Genomic DNA, 6,653 nt, shown 5'->3' with positions numbered 1-6,653 from the left:
TGAATGTTCTGCAATAATAATGCCATTATCACCTAATAGATCTGCTGCAAATATCTCTTCTATTGTGCTGTTTATCAATTTCTTATTGTAGGGAGGATCCAAAAAGATCATATCAAACTGCTCTTCACATTTCTTGATAAAGGGTATCACTTTCTTTCTTACTAACCGGCACTGTTCCCGGCATCCTAAAGTAACAATATTACTGATTATGGTTGCAATTGATTTATGGGCGAATTCTACCATAACAACACTTCTGGCTCCTCTGCTGATCGCCTCCAGTCCTATAGATCCGCTGCCGGAATACAAATCCAGAAAATCTACTCCTTCACAATCTGGTATGATATTAAAAATGGTTTCCTTCAAATAGTCAGTTGTAGGTCTGGCAGTATTACCCGGGACACTCTGTAATGTCCGTTTCTTATATTTTCCTGCAATTATTCTCAATTAATTTCCTTTTTATTGTTAGCTAAACTCTAATCTATAAGTTCTTCCAGATCAGCTAAAGTCAATTCTTCCAGCTTTTTGCCGTCCTGCATTTTGTTTTTTAAAACTCGACTCAGTTCCTCAGCACTCATCCCTCTCATAATTCTAAGCACATTAAAAAGCTTTTGATCCATATCATCCTGGAGTTTCTTTTCCACTTTCTCATCACCAGAAACATTATTTTCTTCAGTCAAACCCTGTTTGACATCCTTTTTATAATTACTGGTGAAATCTTCTAAGCCGGGAACCAGATCTTCTTCATCTGAAACATTTACTTTCACTGGATCAGGAATTTCAATTTCGGGTTCCACATATACTTCATCACCCAAAGAGGGAAACTCTATTTCCTCATCGATAATATCTTCCTCATCAACATCAATTTCTGGAAGATCATCTTTGGGGATAGATTCTTCAATATCTTTGACTGACACTTCAGATGAAAGTTTCTCTTTCTCGGCAGGTTCTGGAACTATTTCCGGTTTCTCTTCAGGCTTCTCTTCAGGTTCTTCTTCAATTTTCTCCATGATCTTCTCTGGCACTGGAATTTCTTCAATAACTTCCGTCATTTCAGTCATAGTGCCTTCGAAATCATTTTCGATATCGTTCAAAGTCTCCACGGTAGCCACACGAAGGTCTTCTGGAATAATGTGTAATGCAGCAGCCTCTGCTTTAGTGAATATTTTTTTTACATTTTTATGATATTCACCCCAGCGGGATTTGCAGATTTCCAACACTGCTTCAGTGATCTGTTCCTGGTAATCTTTCCCTTCCTTATCCTGCAAATATAGATATATTGCCAGTGCATAATCATACTTCTCTTGTGAAACATATAGTTTCGCCAGTGTCGCTGTTGGTTTTGTTTCCATTTCTAACCCTCGCATTTAATATAAGGCAAAATTTTTGCCAAAGTTTTCTCACCAATTCCCTTTACTTCAATCAGTTCATTCACATTGTTAAACTTTCCTATCTCGCTTCTTCTGTCAATAATTCGTTGTGCTTTCACTGGTCCGATCCCAGGCAACTGGATAAAATCCTCCAGTTTTGCAGTGTTTATATCAAAAATCGAGTCCCTTTCTATCGTCTCTTTTATCTCAATCTCTTCTGCTGACTTTCCGAATTTTACCAGATAGGGACTTATCCTTTCCAGAGTTACTTCCCCTATCCCTTTCACCTTCACAAGGTCTTCAATGCACTCAAATCCATGCTCTGCCCTGTAAGCAAGTATTCGTTCTGACAGTGTTGGTCCTATCCTCGGCAGGCTCTGGAGTTCATCAGTATCTGCAGTTCTGATATCTACCGGAGTCCGATTATCACTTACTTCATTAAGAGTTCCCTCAAATACATCATCATCTGCAGATAAGCTCAAATACTTGATCCCCAAGCCCAGAAACACCATTATCAATACAAATGTGAGTATCTTGCGTTCATTCACCGTGAAATAATCCTGTGGTCTGAACATCTTATTTCTGGTAAATCAGATTTACCAGCACCTGTCCAACTGCTTGCAGAGAAGCAGCGGAGCATTTATCAGGAGTATCTTCTACAGTATGCCAGGAGCCATATTCAAAATCAATAATATCAATTGCCTCAAACCCGGCTTTGATCAGAGAATAATGATCATCATTAATGGCATTATCTATCCGGTTATCAAATTCCTTAATTCCCAGCTGCCAGGCTATATCCCACACTTCCCGCACCAGTAGCGGACTATTATGATATGAGTGATACTCAATTGGAATCCTCAAATCTTTGTCACCTATCATATCTATTACAATCGACTTTTCAGGCTTTTCTCCCTCCCAGTGCTCAGCAAAGTATTGTGAGCCCAGACACCAGCCCTCATCTTCTGTATATGTACCCATATCTTCCAGATCAAAAAAGACCAGATCAATACCATATTCTTCGGGCATTGTCTCTGATAAAATTCTGCCAATCTCAAGTAATACTGCTACTCCTGAAGCTCCATCATTTGCTCCTAGAACTGGCTTGGTATGATTTGTTTCATCAGCATCCTTATCTGCCCAGGGTCTGGTATCATAATGTGCACCCAGAAGTATTCTCCGGCTCAGACGTGGATAAAAACTGCCTGTGATATTCACTCCCGCTATTTCCTTTCCCTTATAATCAATTGTAAATTTCTGCTGTTTTACCTCTGCCCCATACTTGTGAAGTTTATCTATTATATAATCCCTGCAAAGCTCTATCTCTTCTGAGCCGGGAACTCTTGCTCCCAGATCACATTGATCTTTCAATACTTGAAATGCGCTTTCACCTTTAAACCGGGGAACCTGACTTGTACAGGACATCAGTAAAACTCCAATAATTATCACTATCAGGATTATTATATAATTTTTTAACATTTTATCCTCTGATTTATTAATCTTTAATACTGCCAAAATCGTCAATTAATATTTCACTTTTGATATTTATTTCCCGTTAGACTGTTAAATTTCCCCGCATCCAAGACCTTGCGAATGGGCTTTAGCCCTCCGCAATGGTCGATCAGTGATCAGAAATTTATAAATCATAACAAACCAATTATCAATGTATATTGCCTGTTCATATCGGTCAACCATTGTGGAGGTTTTCAACCATTCGCAAGGTTTTAGTTGTGTCAATTTCTGTACTTTTACCCATCTCCCAGACTACTTCCCTGCCTATATTGTTTTTTGATCAGCTTAAGGAGTAATTGATTCATCCATTTCGTTTTATTTCCCGGCATTGGCTCCACTCCCAGGTCATTGTGCAGAATGTTGCTCGTAAACAGCCTGCTGATCACAATATCTTCTCTCACCCAGGGTATTAATTCACTTAATATCTCAATGTATTCATCTATCGGCATCTGCTTGACTTCACCCTTCTCCCACAATTCTCCCAGTCTTGTCCCGGAATATATCACCAGATTATGCAGCTTGATCTCCTGGATCCCCTTATTATCTGATACCCAACGTATCGTATCGATCATATCCTGCCTGCTCTCTCCCGGAATACCCATGATCAGATGCACTCCCGTATTTATTACCCATTTCCGGCAAAGCTCTATTGCTTCGATAGTATCATGATGACTGTGTCCCCGCTCCAGATATTGCAGACTGCTGTCATGGATGCTCTGCATCCCGATTTCGATACTTACTGGTTTATTAAAAGAACCCAGTAACTCACATAATTCCTCATTCACATAATCCGGACGCGTTGATATGGTAAGTCCCTTTATCTCTGGATAATTTATTGCCCTGCTGAAGACATCCTTCAAGTAATCAATCTCTCCTGCAGAAGATGTTTCATCCTGGAAGTAGGCAATAAAGGATTTTGCTTTGCTGTTTTGCTTAAGGATATTAATCCCTTTTTCCAATTGCGTTTCTATTGTCAGTTCTTCAGCTTGATATGCCCCTCTAAAGGTTTGAGGATTACAAAATAGACATCCTCCCTCTGCCCGATGAGGACAGATTATACCAGTACTGACTCCTACCCGGAATACTTTCTCGCCATACTTTATCAGCATAGCTTTAGAATATGTATTTATCAGATCAGATAGCTGCATTTATTTAAAGATTATTAATGGCGATGGCAAGCTGTTCTGCTATCACAGGCAGGTCACTTTCCATCAGACTGGTAAGATCAAACAATAGTTCACCTTCACGCAAGATTCCTAATACCGGCTTCTCTCCCAATAGTAACTGCTGATGGACAACCTCTGCCATATCAGGGTGATCAAATACTATCTGAACTGCTATACTATCGATCTTAAGTTCAGGCATTGTCCCCCCGCCACATCTGCCATAGCTTTCGACGATCGTCGCTCTTATTCCAGCTTCTTCTAAATAACCTATCAATTTTTCTGCTAAAGCTTGTTTCTCGCTCAATTTCCTGTTCAGCAACTGGAAGATAGGAATACTGGCTATCAGTTCATTATCATTAAGATATGCCTGCATCACGCTGATCAAAGCAGAGATGGTCATCTTCCCCACTCTCAATGCTCTCATCATTGGTGCTTTTGCTATCTGCTGCACATATTCCTGCTTACCGGTAATTATCCCCGCCTGAGGACCGCCAAGTAATTTATCTCCGCTAAAACACAGCAGATCAACCCCACTCTGAATAGCAGTTTTCACATCTGGTTCTGATGCCATGTCAAGCTGCTCCGGCTTGCGCAGTAAACCACTGCCTATATCATAAACCATCACCAGATCGTTATCGTGAGCAAGCGCTACCAGATCATCAAGCTCCACCTCTTCACTGAACCCGCCAATATAATAATTTGATTTATGCGCTTTGAAGATCAATCCTGTATCAGGTGTAATTGCATCCTCGTAATCGCTCAGCTTTGTTATGTTCGTGCAGCCAACCTCAACCATCTTTGCCCCAGAGGCTGCCATAATATCAGGTATCCTGAAGGAACCGCCTATTTCTATCAGTTCTCCCCGGGAAATTATTACTTCCTTCCCTTCAGCCAGAGTTTTCAGGATCAGCATTACTGCCGCTGCATTATTATTAACAACCACAGCATCTTCAGCACCCGTGATCTCCTGCAGAAGACTCCGAACGTGATCTTCCCGCTTTCCCCTCTTCCCTGTATGCAGGTCAAATTCCACATTACAATAACCTGTCAAAATATCCTGCAGATCACTGATCACTTTCTCTCCCAGAGGTGCCCTGCCCAGATTAGTATGAAGCACAATACCACTTCCATTTATCACAGGGTGTAAACTGCTTTGCGTTTTGTCCTTGAGCAATTTGTCACATTCTGCTATTATCTCATCTGCATTCATTGCCTTTGCTCCCCTGCCAATCTCCTGTCTGGATTGCTCTATGATCACTCGCACAGTTTCTGTTACGCGCCCGACCCCATATCTGGTTATCACGCTTTCACAAGCCTTATCCTGCAAAACTATATCTACTCCCGGTAATAAACGGTATTCATCCTTATTCATCTACACTTTCTCCTTTCGCTTCATAGCATTCATACCAGATCATCCTGCTGCCGTCAAATTCCACCAGGCATTCATCTGATTCATAAACGTTGCTCAATCCGCCAAAATATCCCTGACTTTTCTGATTATCTAAATTATACCTGAATCCCTTTAATGTCAAGTTACTGATGCTGCCAAAACTAAAAAATGATACTGCCCTGCCTTTTTTATTTCTGATTGTATGACTTCCGGGAGCCAGAAATTTCATCTTACCCCAGTTATCATACAGGCATATTTCCACTTCATTCAAGGGTTTTAATTGGTTAAAATGATAAAATATCAGGATATTCTGCAGCATGTGGTCTGCTCTCAGTCCCAAAGCTGAGATTATATTTATTCTATCAGGTTTATAACCTAAAGCATAATTCACCGCTTTCTCCATATCACTGGTATCCTGATCTGGCAGGTGAATTATCTCTGCCTTAGGAAATATCTTATCAATATTAGGAGCTGCAGAATCCAGATCACCAATTATCACATCTGGTGTGATTCTCAAATCCAGACAATGATTGCTGCCCCCATCAGCAGCTATCACCAGATCCACTCCGGAAAGTGCCCTTACCAGTACACTCAGATCCGGTTTCTCACCATTTGCAATAATGCAGATTGATTTCTCATTACTCATTCCAATCACCCCTTTTCACCAGTCGTGTTACACTCCTGCCCCGTTATTTATTGTCCAGCAAAAACTGATTGATCTTAAGATTAATTTCATCCATGCTATCCGTGTCGTCTGCCTGCCGTGCCGAAGCTATGACTGAGGATGATGGTTAAATTATTTTTATATTACATTATCCGTGATGATCAGTGTAATCCGTGGCATCTGTGTTCTATTGACTCTTTCCCTGTACGCAGGTTAGTTTACTGGGGTGTAGTAAGTACTGGTTTTAAAAGCCTCTTTTGAGGATTTTAAGGTCTGATTTTTTCAGGTAGAATACGGCTCTTTGCTGTATATCTGTCTGGAAGGTGGGTTCAAGTGACAGTCCTGAGACGTAGCTGGCAGCCAGATTTTGGGTGATCATATTTCTGATATTTATCTCGCTATCTGAGGTTTCTATCCGGAAATTGCCTGACTGGGATAGCACTATATTATCATTGATATCAAATTTGAGAGTATCGGATGTTAGAGTGAATCTAATGTAATTCTGACTGGTGGAAACTTCATTACTATCCAGGGTCTGGCTAATAGTGAATTCTTCA

The 6,653-nt window shown here is 40.6% G+C and carries 8 protein-coding genes; all 8 read right to left on the bottom strand.

The features are described from left to right. A partial coding sequence (gene rsmD, locus RAO94_12405; protein ID MDP8323142.1) for a 16S rRNA (guanine(966)-N(2))-methyltransferase RsmD occupies positions 1-444 on the bottom strand: 444 nt, incomplete at its 3' end. Positions 445-473: 29 nt separating this feature from the next. After that, complete coding sequence (locus tag RAO94_12400) at positions 474-1,349, bottom strand: hypothetical protein (protein MDP8323141.1); 876 nt, start codon at positions 1,347-1,349, stop codon at positions 474-476. A 2-nt stretch (positions 1,350-1,351) separates the two neighbouring features. After that, entirely contained in the window at positions 1,352-1,942 is a 591-nt protein-coding gene (locus RAO94_12395; protein MDP8323140.1) for a ComEA family DNA-binding protein, read from the bottom strand. A gap of 1 nt (position 1,943) precedes the next feature. Continuing rightward, the gene (locus RAO94_12390; GenBank protein ID MDP8323139.1) at positions 1,944-2,843 is read right to left on the bottom strand and encodes a M28 family peptidase; all 900 of its coding nucleotides are present in this window, start codon (positions 2,841-2,843) and stop codon (positions 1,944-1,946) included. Positions 2,844-3,112: 269 nt separating this feature from the next. Beyond that, on the bottom strand, positions 3,113-4,024 hold the full coding sequence (locus tag RAO94_12385; protein MDP8323138.1) for a TIGR01212 family radical SAM protein: 912 nt from the start codon (positions 4,022-4,024) through the stop codon (positions 3,113-3,115). A gap of 4 nt (positions 4,025-4,028) precedes the next feature. Next, on the bottom strand, positions 4,029-5,414 hold the full coding sequence (selA, locus tag RAO94_12380; GenBank protein ID MDP8323137.1) for an L-seryl-tRNA(Sec) selenium transferase: 1,386 nt from the start codon (positions 5,412-5,414) through the stop codon (positions 4,029-4,031). Beyond that, positions 5,407-6,078 (bottom strand): thiamine diphosphokinase, encoded by a 672-nt coding sequence (locus RAO94_12375; GenBank protein ID MDP8323136.1) that lies wholly within the window; start codon positions 6,076-6,078, stop codon positions 5,407-5,409. Before RAO94_12375 ends, selA begins: the two co-directional genes overlap by 8 nt. 262 nt (positions 6,079-6,340) lie before the next feature. Continuing rightward, positions 6,341-6,653, bottom strand: a 313-nt coding sequence (locus RAO94_12370) for a hypothetical protein (GenBank protein ID MDP8323135.1), incomplete at its 5' end; no start/stop codon positions are given.

Origin of the sequence: Candidatus Stygibacter australis, from assembly GCA_030765845.1 — a bacterium.
In the GTDB taxonomy this organism is placed as follows: domain Bacteria; phylum Cloacimonadota; class Cloacimonadia; order Cloacimonadales; family TCS61; genus Stygibacter; species Stygibacter australis.
The sequence above is the reverse complement of the archived record's forward strand: the minus strand, read 5'-3'. Positions and strand labels throughout refer to the sequence as shown.

What these genes read in the sequence shown, in the direction of transcription:
- RAO94_12400 (MDP8323141.1), bottom strand. Translation starts at nt 1,349, where the DNA reads ATGGAAACAAAACCAACAGCGACACTGGCGAAACTATATGTTTCACAA.
- RAO94_12395 (MDP8323140.1), bottom strand. Translation starts at nt 1,942, where the DNA reads ATGTTCAGACCACAGGATTATTTCACGGTGAATGAACGCAAGATACTC.
- RAO94_12390 (MDP8323139.1), bottom strand. Translation starts at nt 2,843, where the DNA reads ATGTTAAAAAATTATATAATAATCCTGATAGTGATAATTATTGGAGTT.
- RAO94_12385 (MDP8323138.1), bottom strand. Translation starts at nt 4,024, where the DNA reads ATGCAGCTATCTGATCTGATAAATACATATTCTAAAGCTATGCTGATA.
- selA (MDP8323137.1), bottom strand. Translation starts at nt 5,414, where the DNA reads ATGAATAAGGATGAATACCGTTTATTACCGGGAGTAGATATAGTTTTG.
- RAO94_12375 (MDP8323136.1), bottom strand. Translation starts at nt 6,078, where the DNA reads ATGAGTAATGAGAAATCAATCTGCATTATTGCAAATGGTGAGAAACCG.